We start from the raw sequence: 17788 nt of genomic DNA, 5'->3' as shown, positions 1-17788 counted from the left end.
CCGATCCGGAAAATGAGAAGATTGCGGTCATGACCAGCAGCGGCGAGACCCAGAGTGCGGCCGAGCGCGCCTATCAGCTCATCCGCGCCCAGATCCTCAATGGGACCCATCAGCCCGGAACCATGCTGGGCGAGACCGGCCTGGCAACCGATCTCGAGGTCAGCCGCACACCGGTCCGGGTGGCTCTCGCTCGCCTGCAAGACGAAGGGTGGATCATCATCTACCCCAGGCGCGGAGCTATCGTCCAGGGTGTCGATGAACGCACCGTCGCCGAACTCGCCGATGCCCGCTTCGTGCTCGAGACCACTGCCGTCGACCGGGCTCCGGATGCCCTGCGGCAGAGGCTCGCCGACGCCCTCGACACCTCGATCCAGGCACAGCGCGAGGCCTTCGACGCCGGCGACGTCGCAGCCTTCATCGACCTGACGCTGGAGTTCCATCGAGGTTTCGTCGAGGCCGGAGACAATGCAGTGATGTTGGAACTGTATTCCCAGCTCTCCGACCGGCACCGCTTCATCCTCTTCGCCTCCGGCGACCAACTCCTCGACCGATGCGAGGCAATCATCGCCGAGCACGTCTCTCTGGTCGACCACCTGCGCACAGGCGACTCCACCGGATTCGCGAACATCCTGCGCGGACACCTCGCGGAGAACGCTCCGCCCACGGCCACCTCGGCGAGGTCATCTTCAGCTTTCGATTCGACGATGCTTCGTCGGGGGTGAAGGGCTCTTTTCGGGGGCCGGCCGGATGCAGGCCTATTTGGTCTGGTCCGAGATCAATGCTGAAATCCACAGGAAGTGGATCTGTACTGTTGAAACATGAAACTCGGATGGCGGCGGATCCTGGCCTGGCTGATCGACTGGGCCTGTATCCTCCCCTGGATTGCTGTCACGGCTGCCATCGGCGTCCCTCTCTATCTCACTGGTGTCATCGAGCCGAACGGCATACTGATGGCGAATCTGATCGGCGCACTTGTGATGGTGGTGCCAGTCGTCATCGTTACCGCCTGGTGTGAGTCACGCAGCATTTCGGCCACTCCTGGCAAACGGGCGCTGAGGCTCCGAGTGTCTGCCGGATCCCAGCAAAGCCGCTTCCGAATCACTCTGGTGAGAAACCTGCTCAAGATCGGATTGCCCTGGATACTCGGGCATGCAGGTGTCTACGCGATCGTGGCCAGCAGCCAGGGCTCAACGAGCACGTCTACCGGAGCGTGGATTCTGATTGCCCTGGCCTATGTCATTGCGATCATCTATGTCGCATCACTATTCGTCGCCAGCGGACGTGCTCCGTATGACCGAATCACTGGGTTGAACGTCGAACTCGAGCCAAGGGACCTGTCACTGGACGCGGGTTCATGACGGTCGAATCATGCCGAGCAATGAAATTGGCACTGCCAGTCTCGCCAATACAGCAGTAGGCTTGATTCATGGAACACAGATATCTTGGAAACAGTGGCCTGAAGATCTCGGAGATCACCTACGGAAACTGGCTCACGCACGGTTCCCAGGTGGAGAACGACACCGCGACGAAGTGCGTTCATGCCGCTCTCGATGCAGGCATCTCAACCTTCGACACCGCCGACGTGTATGCGAATACCGTGGCCGAGCAGGTCCTCGGCTATGCGCTCAAGGGACAGCGTCGCGAATCCCTGGAGATCTTCACCAAGGTGTACTTCCCGACCGGCCCCAAGGGCCACAACGACACCGGGCTCTCCCGCAAGCACATGATGGAGTCCATCAACGGTTCCCTCTCCCGCCTGGGCACCGACTACGTCGACCTCTACCAGGCCCACCGCTACGACTACGAGACGCCGCTGGAAGAGACGATGCAGGCCTTCGCGGATATCATCCGCGCCGGCAAGGCCCTCTACATCGGTGTCAGCGAGTGGAACGCCGATCAGCTGCGTGCCGCTCACCATCTGGCCCGTGACCTCGGCATCCAGCTGGTGTCGAATCAGCCGCAGTACAACATGCTCTGGCGCGTCATCGAGGCCCAGGTGGTGCCGACCGCAAAGGAGCTCGGGATCTCACAGGTCGTATGGTCACCGATCGCCCAGGGCGTGCTCACCGGCAAGTACAAGCCAGGTCAGCCGGCACCTGCGGGTTCGCGTGCCACGGACGAGAAGGGTGGCAAGGACATGATCACCGGCCGCTACCTCGACGATGACACGCTCACCACGGTGGCCAAGCTCGAACCGATCGCCGCCGACCTAGGACTCACGATGGCTCAGCTCGCCATCGCCTGGGTACTGGCCAACGACAATGTTGCGACCGCGCTCGTCGGCGCATCCCGCCCCGAGCAGGTGGAGTCGAATGTTGCCGCTGCCGGTGTGAAGCTCGACGCCGAGGTGCTGACCCGCATCGATGATGCCCTCGGTGACCTGCCTGTCACGGATCCAGCGAACACCAAGTCACCACCGACCCGGATCGTGTGAGCTGGGTGGTGTGAGCAGGTCCCGTGAGCGGGTCGTCACCAGTACAACGATTCTGGCCACCCGACACAAGGCGGGTGGCCAGATCACTCTTGCTGAGCAGGCGGCCCTGTCGAACCACGCACTAGGAGTGTCACCGGTTCACGGTGGTTGCCCAGTCCGGGAACGGCAATCCGCAGATACGCCTGCCTTCCCATCTCGCGAAGGTTCACACTGATGGTGCTCAGCCCTGGCGAAAGAAGAGCGGAAGTCGGGAGATCGTCGTGGCCCACTACGGAGACATCGTGCCCCACCGATAATCCGAGTTGACGTGTCGCGTGGTAGACGAGGGCAGCAGTGTGATCAGAATTCGTGATGACGGCAGTGGGGCGCTCGGAGTTCGGCGCCGACAGCACCATCTTGAGATGTTTGATCAGGCCGTCACCGCGCAGAGATGCATAGATCGGAAATGCAGGCAGCTCGTGATGCGCACACAGAGACAGATATTCAGCCGTGCGATCACGGTCGGGCATCAGCTCCGGCGGAGCCGACAGCAGAGCGATGCGCCGATGACCCAGTCCATGCAGGTGGTTGAAGGCCAGACGCACCGCCGAGACATCGTCCGGAGTCACATGGGGGATCTCGGGAGCGGCCCCCAGAGTGGCGTTGACGACGACCAGCGGACTTTCCGGACAGAGCTGCTGCCAGAGCCTCACCGAGCTGGCATCACCGACGGGTACGAGTGCAAGGCCAGCCGGCCTTCGAGCAGCCAGCGATCGTAGGTGCGCTTCCTCACGAGCCGGATCGTATCGCGCGTCCATGGCCAAGATGGATACGCCGTCCCTCTCTGCCTGGTCCTGCATACCCATGAGAATTTCGTTGAAGAACGGGTTGGCGACATTTCTGACCACCAGCCCCATCGTGGTCGCCTTGCCCGTGCGCAGCTCGCGGGCGAGAGGGTCCGGTTGGTATCCGAGCTCCGCTGCTACCTTGAGCACATGTTCCCGCGTGGTCTCGGATACCCCGGGCCGTTCGTTGAAGACAAAGCTCACCAAGGACGGCGAGACGCCAGCGGCCTTTGCCACGGTGCTGACCGTAGGCCGTCGGCGGCTAAACTCCCCAGGAATTCTCTGGGCCATCAGTCTCCCTCGACTTGTCGTGATTAAGAGATGCAACGCGAGAGCAGCGACACCTGCTCCACCATGCCTGAATCGATGCTATCTCCCGAGGCGGAACACCGGGACTACTCATTCCTGTTCATCGCCGACAATGCCGCCAGCAGTTCTGAGGACACCGGGACTATGAGATCTTGATTGCGATCACAACGGGCACCCTCAGCGTTCAGCCCGCCCACCGAACCAGCATCGTTCGCACCGATTTCCCGATGCAGGGAAGCGAGGTCACGCAGATCCAAGGAACCATCGGGTGCCGCGGGAGCCTGCAGATCAACCATCGTCGTGCGCAGATGCAGGTTCTTCTCTTCAGCCAAGATTTCTATGCCACGGAATTGAACCGGCCACTCAGCGATGGATCCTGTTGAGATCTCCCAGAAACCGCCCAGGGAACCAGGACGAGGCGTGATTCTATTGATGTGAGTGTGCCCCGACAACCACAGGGCCACATTGCCAAAGCGATGCAGTAGTGCCTCAACGTCGGCCGCCAGATGCAATGTTCGGCCTTGCCCAGACTCTTCTGCGAGGAATTCGCCGTAGTTGTTGGTCATCGTGGACAGACCGTGGTGGGAGGAGATGACAACGACCCGGTCATCACCGCCTCCTCTCACAGTGCTCCCATTGTCCGAAACAAAATGGCTATGCACCTCGATCAGTCGTTGTTCCAGCCACTCGAACTGTTGCGCATCAACGCATCCATCCACGTGACCAGCCAGATTGGTGGTGTCCAAGACAATGATCCGCAAATTCGGCAGGCCGTCATAGACGAAATAGGCAGTACCGCCGTTGCTGTTGTCCTCTGTGAAGCCGTGGCCAACCGGCATTCCGGGCGCCGCCAGATGCCGCTTCACATATTCGCTCTTTGTCACCATGCGACGTTCCGAATCAGCGTCGATCTGATGCTTTGTGCCCTCTCCTGCCCAGATAGGATCGGACACGTAGGCTGACAGTTTGTCGCCCGGCGGTGCAGCATCGACGGAAATGGCAACAGGCTTAGAGGCACCAGTAAGAAATGTGTCGTAATCGCTGGGTGCGGCCGCACGTCCTTGCACCAGGCAATCATGATTGCCGAAACAACTCAGCCACGGGAGCCCGAGCCCCTCTCCGTCGAACGGCCGGGCCGCAGCAGCAAGCGCCCCAGGGTGGGTGGGCAGTCCATGATGGATCTTCCACACATCGTGCGAGGCAGTTTCAGGGTTGTAATAGTGCTCGTCTCCCAGGCCGACCGGGGCATCAGCAAAGTCCCGAGTGCCTGCGGCCGGTTCGACGCGGCCGCCTTCCATATAGGTCAGGAAAGCCGTGAGTTCATTGGACTGTGCCGAATCAGTGTTGTCTCCGGTCGTGAGGGCGAGGTTCCAGCGCTCCGGGCTGGAAGCCGCGAAAGCGTTGACACTGCGAACAGTTACCTCAATGGCCTGAGCCAGGAGGAATTCCTGAGGCCGGTACGCGGGAAGCATACGTTCCCATTCGGGCTCCCCCGCCAAGCGCTGAAGGTACTCCACACGGCTTGGAGAGGCAAGATCAGCGATCTGGAAATCGGTGAAATGAATCAGGCCGGCCACGTGCGATTCAGCATTCCACTGAGAAATGTCAGTTTCAGATTCGAGCCCGGCGGATTTGCGCTGAGGTTCCCGACTGTCGGCGCCGTCCTGCATGAGATCGTACCTGGGCGTCTGGGGTTCTCCGGGGCCGACATGCAAACGCCGATACGGGCGCTCCGGTCCGGGTACCAAGGTCTCTTCAACCGAGGTCACCCCTGCGTTTTCGCTGTCCTCATACATGCGCGACCCCCTCTTCTGCGTTGATGTCTTCCAGGCTGCGGTTTTTGGTCTCCGGTGCCATGAACAGGCAGATCACCAATCCTGAGGCTCCCACCGCGGCAAAGACCCACAGAGCGGCATTGTTGCCCCATGCGGCCACGAGGTTGGGAAACGCGAGAACACCCAAGATTGAACCGATGCGGCTGACTGACGTTGCCAAACCGGACCCTGTGGCACGCAAGGCTGTCGGAAACAGCTCCGTTGGATAGACGAAGTTCAAGATGCCGCCGCCGGAGTTGGCGAAGAGCACGGCAACGCTGAAGAGAACAATCAGGAACCCGAAGCTCGGACCGACCACGGATGCCAGGACGATCAGAGCCAGAGTGAGCCCAGCGAAGGACGTGATGATCAGGGGCCGACGACCCCAGCTGTCCACCAGATTCATGCCGATCAAGGAGCCTGCCAAGCCGAGCAGTGCTACGATGCCGGAGCCAACGATGACGCTGACCTGTGAGCCGTCGGTGAACGGGGCCAGAATGGTCGGCGTGTACATCGAGATTCCGTAGTAGGCGGTGGAGTAACAGAACCAAAATCCGCAGACGAAAAGCGTGCGATTGCGTTGCCTGCCCACGAAAAGCGTTGACAGCGGCATCTTCTTCGGACCAGTGTCTTCGGCTATCTCAGCGGCTGTCGGTCGCACGCCAGTGATTTTCTCGACGACGTTCGCCGCGTCATCGACACGACCATGGGCGATCAGCCATCTCGGCGATTCAGGAAGTTGCACACGCAGGATGAAGACGATGAGCGCGAACACGGCTCCGACCAACAGCAACGCACGCCAAGCGAAGTCGCCCATCGGAGCGACCGCGAGACCGACGAGGTACGCGGCGGCCGCGCCCACGAACCACATCGCGCCGAGAGAGGTGGACAGTTTCCCCCTCCCCTTCTTTGAAGCGAATTCGGACACAAGGGTTGCCGAGATGGGATAGTCCGCGCCGATGCCGATGCCTAATAGGAATCGGAAGATGATTAGCTGCCAGACGTCTTGAGAGAAGGCGGTCAGGGCAGCGAATATGACAAATGCGAGCAGATCGACGACATACATAGCTTTGCGGCCGAAGCGGTCTGTGAGGTTCCCGAGCAGTGCGGCACCGATGAAGGATCCGATGATCGCGGAGCTGGTCACCAGAGACTTCTCCCCGAGCCCGATGTCCCACTCATGGGTGATCAGTGGCAGGGCCACGGCGATCACGGTGAGGTCGAAGCCATCCAAGAAGGTACCGCCCGCTGACAGCAACGTGACCTTGCGTTGAAACCGTTTCGTTTGAGGGTTTTCGAAAGCATCAAAGTTCATATCTTGTCACCTCGTCGTGATACAGCGCAGCCGCTGGCTGGACCGTCGTATGTAGTGAATTCTAGAGATTTAAATCGATTTAGACACTACACTTATGAATGTTGGCGGCACAAGCCTTCCGCCCTGATTCGAATCGCTGAAACAGGCTCCGACAATCGGCTCGCCAACACATTAACGATGTGCTCAACCGAAAGAGAGTCAGCCGATGTCCGTGTACCATGACGAGCGCGGAAGACGGCTGTGGGCCCTGCGCCATGGCGAGAGCAGAGCCAATCGTGACGGGGTGGTCGTCAGCCAGCCTGGACCATTGGCATTCACCTGGGCGAGGCTGACCGAGCGTGGGCGAATGCAGGCAACACGATCAGCCCAGGCCACACTCCTTGCGTCAAACACACTCTTAGTCACGAGCGACTTTGCTCGTGCGCACGAGACTGCCCAGATAGCCGCAAACGTGTGGGGAACGGACACTCCTCGTGTCGACATTCGTTTGAGAGAGCGAGACTTCGGATCGCTGGAAGGAGGGCCCTCGGATCGCTACAACGAGGTCTGGGACGCCGACTCGAGCGTGCAAGTGGTGCCTGAAGGAGTCGAAACTGCGGAACAGGTGGCACGTAGGACGAAGGAACTCGTCACCGATCTTCTTGCCCTGCCCGGCTCTCAGGACATCGTCCTCGTGGCCCACGGCGACGTCCTGCAGATCATCCAAGCCTGGATGCGCGGGATGAGTCCGTCGGCTCACCGTGCACTTCCTCACCTACACAACGCCGAGCTGCGGCAGTTGTCCGGATTCGGAAACGTCCCCGGTGGAGCAATAGTCGAGTCCCACCCATCACAGGTCAGGCGATGAGCGGCTCAGCTTCACTTCTGATTCGCCGTCTAATGCCTGATCATCGTCTACTCAGCCACCTCATGGGCGAGCGCAAAGCTCAGCCGATGCGATGACCTCGATTTGGTCGGCGAACTGCAGGAGCTGCCTGACTTCGCCGATCTCTGAGTAGCCGACAGCGATCCTCGCCCTGACTCCATCCTCTGTGGCCCCTGGAGTTCTCTTCGCCCTCTTGAGCGGAGGCGCGCAGTCCCTGGCCGACAATCCGCCCCGCACCTCGGAGGTGGGACTGATGATCCCCGGCACAGCCTCGGCGGTGGACAGCCTCTTTGAGAAGTGGATGGGCAAGGGAGTCACCGTCATCAACGAGCCCTATGACGAGGTGTTCGGGCGCACCTTCGTCGTCGCCGATCCCGACGGCAATCTCATCCGAGTCTCGCCTGTCGACTGAAGCCAGCGGTCGCCTACGAGACATCTCCAGGCCATCTCCGTATTGACCTCTGCCGATACCCTGTCAATAGGGTCGGCTCCGACGGGGAGTAGACTCGCACGGCGCGGTTTGAGCCAGACGCGGTGCGAACGGACGGATCCGCACTGCCGCCGACCGTGCCGGTGAGGTCAGATATTGAGGAGAAAGAAGGAATTTCAGTGACAGATGCGGACAAGAGCCAGGGCGCGACGGCTGACGGCAAGCCGATCAATCGGAATGTGGTCCTTGCAGTCCTCGTCTCCGGTGCCTTCGTCATCATCCTCAACCAGACTCTGCTCAATACTGCGCTGCCCGCATTCATGCAGTCCTTCGACATCACTGCCAGCGCCGCGCAGTGGGTGACGACGAGCTTCATGCTGGTCAACGGCATCATGATTCCGATCACGGCCTTCCTGATCCAGAAATTCACCACCCGCGGGCTCTTCCTCACCGCGATGCTGCTGTTCATCCTCGGCACACTCGTCTGCGCGTTCGCGCCGGCCTATCCGGTCCTCCTGCTCGGTCGTGTCATTCAGGCCTCGAGCGGCGGCATCATCATGCCACTGATGCAGACCATCCTCTTCGCCATCTTCCCCGTGGAGAAGCGGGGTACAGCGATGGGCACGTTCGGCCTCGTCATCGCCTTCGCCCCGGCGATCGGGCCCAGCCTCTCGGGCTGGATCGTTGATCACCTGCCCTGGGAAGTTCTCTTCTACATGATGCTGCCGATCGCGATCATCGACATCATCGTGGCCTACTTCATCCTCAAGAACGTCACCGAACGCACCTTCCCCCGGATCGACGTCACCTCGATCATCCTCTCGACATTCGGCTTCGGCGGCCTGCTCTTCGGCTTCGGAACCGCCGGCGATGCAGGCTGGCTGAGCCTCGAGGTCCTCATCCCTCTGGTCATCGGCGTGGTCTCGCTGGCCATCTTCGTTCCGCGCCAGCTCAAGCTGGATCAGCCGATGCTCGAGTTCCGGGTGCTCCGCTACCGCATGTTCACGCTCAACACCGCCCTGGGCATGTGCGTCTTCATCGTCATGATCGGCGGCATGATGGTTCTGCCGTTGTACATGCAGAATATGAACGACTTCACAGCCATGGAGTCCGGCCTGGTGCTTCTGCCCGGTGCAGCAGTCATGGGGCTGATGTCGCCTGTCACCGGACGCATCTTCGACGCCATCGGCGCCAAGTGGTTGGCCGTTGCCGGGTTCACCCTGCTCACAGTCACCACATTCCTGTTCGCCGGGCTGAAGTCCGACACCACGTTCCTCTACCTTGCGATCATCAATACGATCCGCATGTTCGGCGTGGCCATGGTGATGATGCCGGTGACGACGGCAGCGCTCAACCAGCTGCCGCAGCGCCTCATCCCCCACGGCACGGCGCTCAACAACACGTTCCGTCAGATCGCCGCCTCGGTGGGCACCGCGGTGCTGGTCACCATCATGGTCTCCACAACACGTGACCCCGAAGTCTACGGAGTCGCCGGCCTCGTCCACGGAGCCAATGTTGCCTTCTTCGTTGCCGCAGTCATCGGCATCTTCGGTGTCATCGGATCCTTCTTCATCAAGAACTCGCACGGCCAGAACACGCCCGGCTGACTCGGCCTGCGTCCGGTCGAAATCGCCTCTCATCTGGGGCCTCTGGCCGGACCGAGCAGTCGAAGACGATTCCTCCTATTTCTTCGCCAGCGAATCACGAGCTTCCGGCAATTGAAGCGAAGTGACTCGCAACGATCCGAGCGTGCGCAACCGGATCCGGCTCATTGATGGCTCCGCTGAGGACAAGCGTCGCGTATCCGTGGACGAGCGACCATGCGGCAAGCCGTGCATCCGTGTTCGACTCGCCTCCGGCATCTTCGACCGACTGAGCAACGCCCTCGGTGAGTGCGGTCCGCAACCTGACTTGCGCACGGTTGAGTTCGGCGTCGTCCGCGCGGAGCATGTGCGGCTGGAACATAACGGAGAAATGCGCCGGATTATTGAGCGCAGAAGTCACGTAGGCGACTCCCATCTCAACGAGGCTCAGGCGCTGCCCTGCTTCCGACATCGCGTCGGCCATGAGGTCATATCCTTCGACGGCCAGAGCCGTGAGCAGCCCCGCCTTATCCCCAAAGTGATGCGTCGGTGCCGCATTGGAGACCCCTGCCCGCTTGGCCAGAGCACGCAGGCTCAGCTTCGCAACGCCTTCTTCATCGATCGCCGAGGCGGTTGCTGAGAGCATAGTTCGACGCAGGTCTCCATGGTGATAAGCCATAGCCCAATCCTAACCCAAGAATCTTTTCATTGACAAGATCAGATCACCATGAGAATCTTGTCAACGTAAAGTTCATCCAAACCGCCTCAAGGACACCACCCATGACACCCCTGGCATTCCTCCTGATGACCGCGATCGTCGTTCACCTCGCTGGCCGTACGCTCAAACCTTCGTGGCGGCCCCGGAAGATCGCTGTCCGCGCAGGCGTCGCCCTCATGTTCATCGTCACCGGATCTTCGCATTTCATCGGCATGCGTGCCGAGCTCATCTCCATGGTTCCCCCGGCCTTGCCTGCCCCAGAACTCCTTGTCACAATCACGGGAGTCCTCGAGCTCGCCGGAGCACTCGGACTGCTCTGGGCGCCGACTCGCGCATGGGCTGCGGCTGGGCTCTCGCTGATGCTCATCGCGATGTTTCCAGCCAACATCTACAAGGCATTGTCCGGATCTGGCGCCACTGGAACAGATCTGGCCTGGGATGACACCCTGCTTCCCAGGACCGTGCTGCAGTTGGTCTTCCTGGCATCCACCTCGGCGCTTCTCCTCTGGGATCTGCGGGCTCGACGTCGAGCAAGGCCAAGCAACACCAAGTCCCAGCTGTACAAGACCATAGGTCCCGAATAGCCTTGGGCAGACCAATTGCAGAAGCCCTCGCGCAGGTCGATGCCCTATTCTTCCCGGACCTTCATGGCCGCGAGCAATGCGGTCCAACCCATGCAGCTGCCGAAGGCGCCCTCGGCTCCGCCGACTGTTGTCTTCCGCGACTCTTCAGTCACCGTCACCACGATTCGCGCACTGTCATCGACGGGCTGCGCGAGGATCCTGAACGACATCGGCGTCTGGAAGGAGTGGCGCAGATACCTAGCGCGAGCGACGTAGGGCTCGCACAATCGAGGACACGACGCCGGTAAGAAGCAACAACAGGGCGCAGACGAGGAACGTCGCAGAGTCGCCGAGATAAGTGAAACCAAGCCCGCCGAGAACTCCGGCGATAGCCAATCCGATATCGAAGTTCATGTTCCACGCAACGCTCGCCTTCGCCGGCGTGCTGACATTGGAGAATGCCATCACGAGACTCGCCGACTGCAGTGTGCCCAACCCCAAGCCGATGATCATCATGGCAAGGAAGAGCATCGCACCGGACACGAAGACTGTGACGACCAGTCCGATGACGGCAAGGCCGAGACCTAAGAGATTGAGGGCGAACGGGGAGAAACGGTCAGCGATGGCACCGGCTGCGAACCGGCCGATCACAGCCGACACCTGCATCGCGCCGATGTACAGTGCAGCTCCGGCGACGTCCTCACCCGGACCGAACCCGACAATCAGGCCGAAGACGACCATGCCGACGAGGAAGGGGGAGAGCATGATGACCAAGGACAGAGCCTCACCGAGGCTGCGCCCAGTCGAGCGTCGGGACGTGCCTCCCCGCGCTCCGCTGCGTACCGTGACCTCGGAGTCGCTCGTCGAAGCATTCGCGGTTGAACGTTCTCGGCCAGGAAGGAATTTCACGACGGTCGGCACCGCGAGGAGCAGCGAAAAGCACACGATCATCCTGAAGGTCCACACGGGAACCGTACCGACCAGCCACAGTCCGAGCGGTGCCCCGACGGCAGAGGCCAATGAGGTGATCCCGCCGAAGATGCCAAGCGCCTTGCCGATACGGCCGGGGGACGTCGTCGACGGTACAGCGGCATTGGCCAGGACGACGAAGAGGCCGAACCCCACTCCCCCGCACAATCCGGCCAGCACCAACCCGAGCAGCGGTGCCGGCACGGTCAGACCCAGGATCTGTCCCAGCAGCTGCAGACCGAGAGCGAAGAACAGTGCACCCTTGAGTCCGAGCACTCTGCCCACCCAGGGCGCGAAGGGCTGCGCGACGATGACGCCGATCATCATCGTCGTCAGGACCGAACCACCGGTGACAGTCGGGAGTCCCTTGACGGCAGCGATCGAGACCATCGTCGAATAGCTGAAGAAGAACGCCGAAAACCCGAACATCGCGGTCCACACAAGGCCCAGCAGTGCTGGGGTGAAAGTCGAAGCGTCAGACCGGTCGGAACTCATGATGTGACCATACGATATAGGGTGGCCCAGGCCGAAGTCTTGGCGTCTCAGTCGGAAGCCTGATGACTCAGACCGAAGCGTTGGACCTTTCGATCTCAGCGTCGAGTTCCGCGCCGAAGATCAGAGCCAGGTTCACCATCCACAGCCAGGCGAACCCGACGATCACACCGCCGATGGCACCGTAGGTGACGTTGAAGTTGTTGAAGTTGTTGATATAGAGGACAAATCCCAGTGAGACGACAATCAGGGCCATCAGCGCGACGAATGCTCCGATGCTCGACCAGCGGAACTTCGATTTGTTCACGTTCGGAGTCGCGTAGTAGAGGAGCGCGATCAGCAGCATGACGAAGAAGATCACCACCGGCCACCTGGCGATGCTCCAGATCATCACGGCCGCCGGGCCCAACCCGACAAGCTTGCCGATAGATTCCGCGATGGGCCCCGAGACCACGAGCAGCAGTCCCAGTCCGGCCATGAGCAGCAACAGCACCACGGTGATGAGCAGCATCGTCGGTTTGAGCTTCCACAGCGGTCGAGTCTCCTCCACCGCATAGGCCTTGTTCGCCGCACGGCCGAAGGCACTCACGTATTTCGACGAGGACCAGATCGCAACGGCGACGCTGACGATGAGGGTGAGGCCGGCGGCAGGCGTCGACACCAGCTCGGTGACGATCGGGCGGATCGCCTCGGCGGCCTCGGCCGAAAGATCAGAGGCCAGACCCAGCACCGCCTCGGTGGTGGACTTCGCTTCCCCGACGACGCCGAGCATCGACACGAGAGCCAGAGTTGCCGGTGCCATCGACAGCAGCGCGTAGAACGCCAAACCTGCCGCCAGATCCAGTCCCTGATCACTGATCACGTGCCGAATCGTGTTGGTGAGGATTCCCTTCTTGCCCCGCTCCGGTGTCCTCGCCCGAAGTCTGACTCGGTCCCTCAACGCGTGTTCCTGGCCGGATGAGCCGTCCGCTTCAGTCAACGGTTCGGCGTGAGTGGGGAACTTTTCGGCCATGACATTCTCCTGGCCGCGGAGACGACCTGCTGGGGACTCTGCACTACGTTGAACATCGTAGTCGTTCACAGCCTTCACTCAGGCCCGCCATGCCGCCCCAGAGTACTCCCAATTCAAGGCCCCTCCACGGCGGTCGTGCGGAGGTACTGTTGGACTATGGTCACGAAAGTGGACGTCATCCTGACGAGCTGCATCTAGGTTCGATGACTGTGCACAATCCTCATCGCAACGCCATCGACCGTGTGGTCATCACCTACCTCGTGGCTCTGGTCATCGGCACCGGACTGCTGATGACACCGGCGGCCACCACGGCCCCCGGCGGCATTTCACTTCTGTCCTCACTCTTCACCTCCACCTCGGCGATCAGTGTGACCGGGCTGGAAGTGCTTTCAGCCGGCAGCGACTTCACCTTCTTCGGCCAAGCGGTGATCCTCGGACTCATCCAAGCCGGCGGGCTGGGAATCCTTCTGCTCACGACACTGCTGGCCATGCTCGTGGCCGGGAAGGTCGGACTTCGCCTCCGAGAGTCGGTCGCGGCAGAGGCGAAAAGCTCGCACATCGGCGGAATCCGACCGATGGTGCTGCGGATCATCGGCCTCACTGTGGCCACGGAACTCGCGATCACCTCGGCGCTGTTCCTGCGCTTCTGGCTCCACTACGACCAGCCCGCGGGCGCAGCACTGTGGGACGCGGCGTTCCACGCCGTCTCCGCATTCAACAATGCCGGCTTCGGCCTGAACTCGGACAGCCTCATCTCCTACGCCACCGATCCCTTCGTGTGGAGTCCGATCGCGGCGGGGATCATCCTCGGCGGCCTTGGCTATCCGGTGCTCATCGAACTCTTCCGGCACTACAGAACCCCGCTGCGATGGTCCATGACGACACGGGCCGTCATCGTCGTCACCCCTGTACTGCTGATCGGCGGCGCAGCGTTCATCGCCGCCGTCGAGTGGAACAATCCCGGTACTCTTGGTCACCTGGATTGGTGGGGCAAGCTGCAGACTGCGGCGTTCCAATCGACGACGGCGCGCACAGCAGGTTTCAGCTCCGTCGACATCTCACAGCTGCATTCGGCCACCTGGTTCAGCATGGACATTCTCATGTTCATCGGCGGTGGACCCGCGGGCACAGCCGGCGGTGTGAAGATCACGACAGTGATGGTGCTGTTGGCAATGACCTGGGCAGAAGTCACCGGCGGGACGAGAGCGAACCTCCTCGGAAGGCGCGTGGCAGGGTCGGCGCATCGGCAGGCGGTGACCGTGATCGTCCTGGCTCTGAGCTTGGTGGCTTTGTCGACGACACTGTTGATGCTTGAGGCCCCTGACCTCGGCCTGGACCGGATTCTCTTCGAAGTCATCTCCGCCTTCGCGAACGTTGGCCTGACGACCGGCATCACCTCTGGCCTTCCGGGACTGAGCCAAGTGGTGCTCATTGCAGCCATGATCCTCGGGCGGCTCGGCCCCGTCACAGTCGCCTCGGCGCTGGCACTGCGGGCCAGGACCATTCGCTACGAACTTCCCGTCGAACGGCCCCTGATCGGTTGAGGCATGCCATCGACGATGGCCCACCTGAATCCACGAATAAGAGGAAGGACACTGATATGAATACGAAATCCTGGCGGACGAGGCCGGCTGCGTTCTTCCTGGGTGATCCCACCCCGATGGCACACCATGACGCCGTCGCCGTCATCGGGCTAGGACGCTTCGGCGGATCGCTGGCCGCTGAACTCGCCGCTCACGATGTCGACGTCATCGGTGTCGATATCGACGAAGCCGTCGTGGCTCAGTACTCCGAGACTCTGGCCTTCGTATCGCGGGCCGACTCCACCGATGAGACTGTTCTGCGTCAGTTGGGAATCGTCGACGTGGTGATCTCGATCAGCCTTTTCTGCCATCTGCTGATGTCTGCCGCGAGCTTCGCCGGGTCGAGGCTGTTGCGGTATGTGATGAGTTCGGCTTCCTGAACGGGCGACATCACGCCGGCCTCACTCAGGCGGCGCAACGGCGTGGCCGGATCGTCGTAGATCCGTTTGCGATGACCGGTCGCGTCCCTGACCCAGGCGACCGGCTTCCTGATCGGGGTGAAGAAGTTCAGTCGATCATTGACCGCCCTCCACAGATGGTTGAGCACCCATCGCTCTTCCTCGGTGTCATAGTGATTGACAAACCCGTACTCGTGGACCAGGTGCTGATGTTCTGAGGCCCCTGGCAGTCGATCTCGCCGATGATCCTTGGGTACGGGACTGTAGTGGATATCGAGCGCTTGCGCCCATAAGGCAACCGCCTGATGGACTCCATCGCAAGCATTGCTCAACTCAACAGCATTGACCCAGAAGGGAATGCCTGTGATCTCGTCAAGAGACCACTGCAGAATGTCGGCGACGCGGTCCGGAGCATTGTCCGAAAGGCTCCGAGTGAACACCCACCCAGTGTGCAGGCAATTCGCGTTGAGAGTGAACACGCAGTCCCCGCGCGCGGTTGCCCCCGTGTGGGCGACCGTATCGACCATGAAGAAGCCCGGTTCAGCCTCGTTGTCTCCGCCGGCGAATTTGAGGAACTCCGCACTGGGCACATGCGAGCGCCTCGTCGACACATTGCGGGACGCGAAATCACACGACCGGGCGCATCGCAGATACCTGTCGATCGAAGCGGGGCTGACTGACAGCAGCTCTTCCCGCACTCCCCGACCATATCCGCCTTCCCCAGTGGGCAGGGAATCGTGACGCTCCAAAGCATCGAGCAGCACAGGCATGGCAGCAGCAAGGTACTTTCCACTCTGCCTGCCCGACCAGTCCCAGACCTGTTCCAACGCGACCTTGGCCTCGTCGGAGTATTTTCCCTCTCTGCGGCGCGGCCGGCCAGCTCGAGTCTGGGGCGACTCCTGCCCTCGTGCCGATTGGGCCAAGAGTCGACGGACGTGGTCGCGTGACCATCCTGTCTTCACGACGATCTCGTCGAGAATCCCGCTCTTGTCCTGCTTTCGGGCTGAAGTGTAACGATCACGATAATCGTTGACGATCATCCCGCGTTGTCTCCTCGAATCACGATGGGGAGCTAATTGCGTGTGCATGAATTCCTCAATTCCTCCATTTTCCTCACGGCCCCATTGCCGCATGCAGCGCATTACGAATTCAGAACACTGATGCTATTGTTTGATTAGGCAGGAGGTCTTCCTAAAGCAAGGAAGACAACAGAAAATGTCACAAACAGCAGCGCGGCTACTCGGTCTACTGTCATTGCTGACGGTCCCCCGAACATGGTCAGGCACGGAATTGGCCGACCGTCTCAACGTCAGCTCACGCACGGTGCGCAACGATATCGGCACTCTGCGTGACCTCGGCTATCCCGTTGAGGGGACCCGTGGAGGCGAGGGTGGATACCGGATGGGATCCGGTGGCTCGGCTGTGCCACCGTTGCTGCTCAACCCCGACGAAGCCGTTGCCGTGGCCGTAGGATTGCACTCCGGACTGAGCTGCATCATCGGTGGAATGGAAGAGACCTCTGCACAGGCGCTGGCGAAGCTCGAGCAGATATTGCCCGCTAGTGTGCGCAATCGGGTGAAGAACCTGGCCCATTTCATTGTCCCGCTTGCCAGCAACCATCCGATGCCGCTCGTCGACCCGAATCTGCTGACACTGATCATCGAATACTGTCACGGACACCAGCGGTTCAGATTCACCTACCGACCCGAGGCCGGGGCCTCTGCAGATCAAGGCGAGACCAGCACCTCGGCGGATCAAAGAGACACGCTCTCAAGTCAGGGACACCGCAGTGAGTTCGAGGTGGAACCCTACCGGCTGGTCAACCATCAGCATCGCTGGTTTCTCCTCACTTTTGACCCTACGGAAGAAGCCTGGGCCATCTTCCGGGTCGAGCACATCGTCCCTAAAATCCCTGGGGGTCGACGCTTCGAACCTCGTGATCTGCCGGCACAGGAGATCGCGCTTACGTCGAGCGCAATGTGACGGCCAGCAGGTGGAAACACGAAGCCACCGTCACCGTGCACGCCGCAGCAGCCGAGGTCATGAAGATGCTGATGCCTGCCGAGGGCACTGTCGAAGCTCTCGATGAGCAGCGCTCGACGGTGATGATCGGAGCAGAGACAGTCAGCACCATGGCTTTGACACTGGCCAGGTTGGACGCCGAGTTCGTCGTCGAAGACTCGCCGGAGCTCAACGCGGAACTCCGTGCACTGTCGAATCGGCTGCAGCGAGCGACCACGCAGGCAGAGTCGGCTGCGACTGGGTCTCCGGCCTCCAAGTAGCCCGCCGATTTGGTCGCGTCCGCCACCGGAGAGTCCTCACCAGACACGCCCTCTAAAACCATATTGTCGTGTGGTTCTTCGCGGGCATCACTCGTGAGTCTTGTCCTTTCTTTGTCTCCTGCAATCGTCGAACTGTAGTTTTCTGGCTCTTCGCAAACGAGAGTGTAGGCCGATGAATTTCAAACAAGGCGAGTCGC

General features: G+C 60.9%; 18 protein-coding genes and 1 pseudogene. 11 read left to right on the top strand and 8 right to left on the bottom strand.

What is annotated here, in order from left to right; all coding sequences use genetic code 11:
• The first annotated feature begins 29 nt into the window (after positions 1 to 29).
• The 3 genes from INT29_RS12490 (at position 30) to INT29_RS12480 (ending at position 2434) form a co-directional block, all read left to right on the top strand.
• Positions 30 to 722 carry a GntR family transcriptional regulator gene (locus INT29_RS12490; protein ID WP_193071826.1) on the top strand — a complete coding sequence of 231 codons (693 nt, stop codon included), beginning with the start codon at positions 30 to 32 and terminating at the stop codon, positions 720 to 722.
• 96 nt (positions 723 to 818) lie between these two features.
• Positions 819 to 1358, top strand: a complete 540-nt coding sequence (locus INT29_RS12485) for an RDD family protein (RefSeq protein ID WP_193071825.1) — start codon at positions 819 to 821, stop codon at positions 1356 to 1358.
• Positions 1359 to 1426: 68 nt separating this feature from the next.
• Entirely contained in the window at positions 1427 to 2434 is a 1008-nt protein-coding gene (locus INT29_RS12480) for an aldo/keto reductase family protein (protein WP_193071824.1), read from the top strand.
• An 83-nt stretch (positions 2435 to 2517) separates the two neighbouring features.
• On the opposite strand, the gene INT29_RS12475 is transcribed toward INT29_RS12480, so the two are convergent.
• From INT29_RS12475 to INT29_RS12465, 3 genes are all read right to left on the bottom strand, one after another.
• A complete protein-coding gene (locus tag INT29_RS12475) occupies positions 2518 to 3495 on the bottom strand; it encodes a LacI family DNA-binding transcriptional regulator (RefSeq protein ID WP_193071823.1) in 978 nt (325 codons plus the stop codon).
• A gap of 158 nt (positions 3496 to 3653) precedes the next feature.
• Entirely contained in the window at positions 3654 to 5363 is a 1710-nt protein-coding gene (locus tag INT29_RS12470; protein WP_193071822.1) for a metallophosphoesterase, read from the bottom strand.
• Positions 5356 to 6696, bottom strand: a complete 1341-nt coding sequence (locus INT29_RS12465) for an MFS transporter (protein WP_193071821.1) — start codon at positions 6694 to 6696, stop codon at positions 5356 to 5358. The genes INT29_RS12470 and INT29_RS12465 overlap by 8 nt, the downstream gene beginning before the upstream one ends.
• Before the next feature lie 205 nt (positions 6697 to 6901).
• Here INT29_RS12465 and INT29_RS12460 point away from each other — a divergent pair, with 205 nt between their 5' ends.
• Positions 6902 to 7543: a histidine phosphatase family protein gene (locus INT29_RS12460; RefSeq protein WP_193071820.1), complete on the top strand. Its 642-nt coding sequence runs from the start codon at positions 6902 to 6904 to the stop codon at positions 7541 to 7543.
• Positions 7544 to 7622: 79 nt separating this feature from the next.
• Here the strand turns inward: INT29_RS12460 and INT29_RS20770 are convergent.
• A pseudogene (locus tag INT29_RS20770) lies at positions 7623 to 7901 on the bottom strand (hypothetical protein); the annotation flags it as partial.
• Between INT29_RS20770 and INT29_RS20765 the strand changes: the two are divergent.
• Positions 7839 to 7973 carry a VOC family protein gene (locus INT29_RS20765; protein WP_413463163.1) on the top strand — a complete coding sequence of 45 codons (135 nt, stop codon included), beginning with the start codon at positions 7839 to 7841 and terminating at the stop codon, positions 7971 to 7973. The pseudogene INT29_RS20770 and the gene INT29_RS20765 overlap by 63 nt on opposite strands.
• Before the next feature lie 197 nt (positions 7974 to 8170).
• Complete coding sequence (locus tag INT29_RS12450) at positions 8171 to 9598, top strand: MDR family MFS transporter (protein ID WP_193071818.1); 1428 nt, start codon at positions 8171 to 8173, stop codon at positions 9596 to 9598.
• A 94-nt stretch (positions 9599 to 9692) separates the two neighbouring features.
• Here the strand turns inward: INT29_RS12450 and INT29_RS12445 are convergent, their stop codons facing one another.
• On the bottom strand, positions 9693 to 10253 hold the full coding sequence (locus INT29_RS12445) for a TetR/AcrR family transcriptional regulator (protein WP_101573620.1): 561 nt from the start codon (positions 10251 to 10253) through the stop codon (positions 9693 to 9695).
• Positions 10254 to 10354: 101 nt separating this feature from the next.
• On the opposite strand from INT29_RS12445, the gene INT29_RS12440 reads away from it, so the two are divergent.
• Complete coding sequence (locus tag INT29_RS12440; protein ID WP_101573618.1) at positions 10355 to 10876, top strand: DoxX family protein; 522 nt, start codon at positions 10355 to 10357, stop codon at positions 10874 to 10876.
• Between the two features lie 237 nt (positions 10877 to 11113).
• On the opposite strand, the gene INT29_RS12435 is transcribed toward INT29_RS12440, so the two are convergent.
• Both INT29_RS12435 and INT29_RS12430 read right to left on the bottom strand, forming a co-directional pair.
• Positions 11114 to 12319 carry an MFS transporter gene (locus INT29_RS12435; RefSeq protein ID WP_193071817.1) on the bottom strand — a complete coding sequence of 402 codons (1206 nt, stop codon included), beginning with the start codon at positions 12317 to 12319 and terminating at the stop codon, positions 11114 to 11116.
• Positions 12320 to 12386: 67 nt separating this feature from the next.
• A complete protein-coding gene (locus tag INT29_RS12430) occupies positions 12387 to 13328 on the bottom strand; it encodes a YihY/virulence factor BrkB family protein (protein ID WP_101573614.1) in 942 nt (313 codons plus the stop codon).
• A gap of 203 nt (positions 13329 to 13531) precedes the next feature.
• Between INT29_RS12430 and INT29_RS12425 the strand changes: the two genes are divergently transcribed.
• Positions 13532 to 14872: a TrkH family potassium uptake protein gene (locus tag INT29_RS12425; RefSeq protein WP_180959025.1), complete on the top strand. Its 1341-nt coding sequence runs from the start codon at positions 13532 to 13534 to the stop codon at positions 14870 to 14872.
• A 56-nt stretch (positions 14873 to 14928) separates the two neighbouring features.
• Positions 14929 to 15291, top strand: a complete 363-nt coding sequence (locus tag INT29_RS12420; RefSeq protein WP_193071816.1) for an NAD-binding protein — start codon at positions 14929 to 14931, stop codon at positions 15289 to 15291.
• Here INT29_RS12420 and INT29_RS12415 read toward each other — a convergent pair.
• Positions 15174 to 16349 carry an integrase gene (locus INT29_RS12415; protein WP_193071815.1) on the bottom strand — a complete coding sequence of 392 codons (1176 nt, stop codon included), beginning with the start codon at positions 16347 to 16349 and terminating at the stop codon, positions 15174 to 15176. The two genes, INT29_RS12420 and INT29_RS12415, sit on opposite strands and share 118 nt — an antisense overlap.
• 175 nt (positions 16350 to 16524) lie before the next feature.
• On the opposite strand from INT29_RS12415, the gene INT29_RS12410 reads away from it, so the two are divergent.
• The gene (locus tag INT29_RS12410; RefSeq protein ID WP_193071814.1) at positions 16525 to 17292 is read left to right on the top strand and encodes a helix-turn-helix transcriptional regulator; all 768 of its coding nucleotides are present in this window, start codon (positions 16525 to 16527) and stop codon (positions 17290 to 17292) included.
• The gene (locus INT29_RS12405; protein ID WP_193071813.1) at positions 17289 to 17591 is read left to right on the top strand and encodes a hypothetical protein; all 303 of its coding nucleotides are present in this window, start codon (positions 17289 to 17291) and stop codon (positions 17589 to 17591) included. Before INT29_RS12410 ends, INT29_RS12405 begins: the two co-directional genes overlap by 4 nt.
• The last annotated feature ends 197 nt before the right edge of the window (positions 17592 to 17788 follow it).

This window comes from Brevibacterium sp. FME37 (assembly GCF_014897485.1).
Classification (GTDB): Bacteria; Actinomycetota; Actinomycetes; order Actinomycetales; family Brevibacteriaceae; genus Brevibacterium.
Note: the sequence above shows the minus strand (reverse complement) of the source record. Positions and strands in the feature narration are given on the sequence as shown.

Excerpts from the sequence above, each read along its gene's own strand:
- INT29_RS12465 (WP_193071821.1), bottom strand. The coding sequence starts at position 6,696 with ATGAACTTTGATGCTTTCGAAAACCCTCAAACGAAACGGTTTCAACGC.
- INT29_RS12415 (WP_193071815.1), bottom strand. The coding sequence starts at position 16,349 with ATGATCGTCAACGATTATCGTGATCGTTACACTTCAGCCCGAAAGCAG.
- INT29_RS12430 (WP_101573614.1), bottom strand. The coding sequence starts at position 13,328 with ATGGCCGAAAAGTTCCCCACTCACGCCGAACCGTTGACTGAAGCGGAC.
- INT29_RS12425 (WP_180959025.1), top strand. The coding sequence starts at position 13,532 with ATGACTGTGCACAATCCTCATCGCAACGCCATCGACCGTGTGGTCATC.
- INT29_RS12470 (WP_193071822.1), bottom strand. The coding sequence starts at position 5,363 with ATGTATGAGGACAGCGAAAACGCAGGGGTGACCTCGGTTGAAGAGACC.
- INT29_RS12485 (WP_193071825.1), top strand. The coding sequence starts at position 819 with ATGAAACTCGGATGGCGGCGGATCCTGGCCTGGCTGATCGACTGGGCC.
- INT29_RS12435 (WP_193071817.1), bottom strand. The coding sequence starts at position 12,319 with ATGAGTTCCGACCGGTCTGACGCTTCGACTTTCACCCCAGCACTGCTG.
- INT29_RS12480 (WP_193071824.1), top strand. The coding sequence starts at position 1,427 with ATGGAACACAGATATCTTGGAAACAGTGGCCTGAAGATCTCGGAGATC.
- INT29_RS12420 (WP_193071816.1), top strand. The coding sequence starts at position 14,929 with ATGAATACGAAATCCTGGCGGACGAGGCCGGCTGCGTTCTTCCTGGGT.
- INT29_RS12460 (WP_193071820.1), top strand. The coding sequence starts at position 6,902 with ATGTCCGTGTACCATGACGAGCGCGGAAGACGGCTGTGGGCCCTGCGC.
- INT29_RS12445 (WP_101573620.1), bottom strand. The coding sequence starts at position 10,253 with ATGGCTTATCACCATGGAGACCTGCGTCGAACTATGCTCTCAGCAACC.
- INT29_RS12490 (WP_193071826.1), top strand. The coding sequence starts at position 30 with ATGACCAGCAGCGGCGAGACCCAGAGTGCGGCCGAGCGCGCCTATCAG.
- INT29_RS12440 (WP_101573618.1), top strand. The coding sequence starts at position 10,355 with ATGACACCCCTGGCATTCCTCCTGATGACCGCGATCGTCGTTCACCTC.
- INT29_RS12410 (WP_193071814.1), top strand. The coding sequence starts at position 16,525 with ATGTCACAAACAGCAGCGCGGCTACTCGGTCTACTGTCATTGCTGACG.